We start from the raw sequence: 239 nt of genomic DNA on the forward strand, positions 1-239 counted from the left end.
TCGGGTTGAGCGAAATGCATGCTCCAGCATCGAAAATGGACGAGTGAGGGTCGGACACGAAATCAGTCGACACAACTTGATCTTCAGTGTAGGCGAGGATTCCCTTCATTGGTCCATCGGCAGCGGCCTTGACTTGTCACTTTTATTGAGAAGAAAGGGGGCATGTAAATGAGAGGGACAAAAAAATGGAAAAAGTAGGGTTCGTGTTCAGTGGCCAGAACAGAAAAAAAAGGAAAATT

General features: G+C 46.0%; 1 pseudogene. It reads right to left on the reverse strand.

Annotated elements, in window-relative coordinates:
• Positions 1-133, reverse strand: a pseudogene (locus SM753_RS21300) (type I glyceraldehyde-3-phosphate dehydrogenase); the annotation flags it as partial.
• Between the last annotated feature and the right edge of the window lie 106 nt (positions 134-239).

It is taken from the genome of Halostella sp. PRR32, assembly GCF_034808085.1.
Classification (GTDB): Archaea; Halobacteriota; Halobacteria; order Halobacteriales; family Natronoarchaeaceae; genus Halostella; species Halostella pelagica.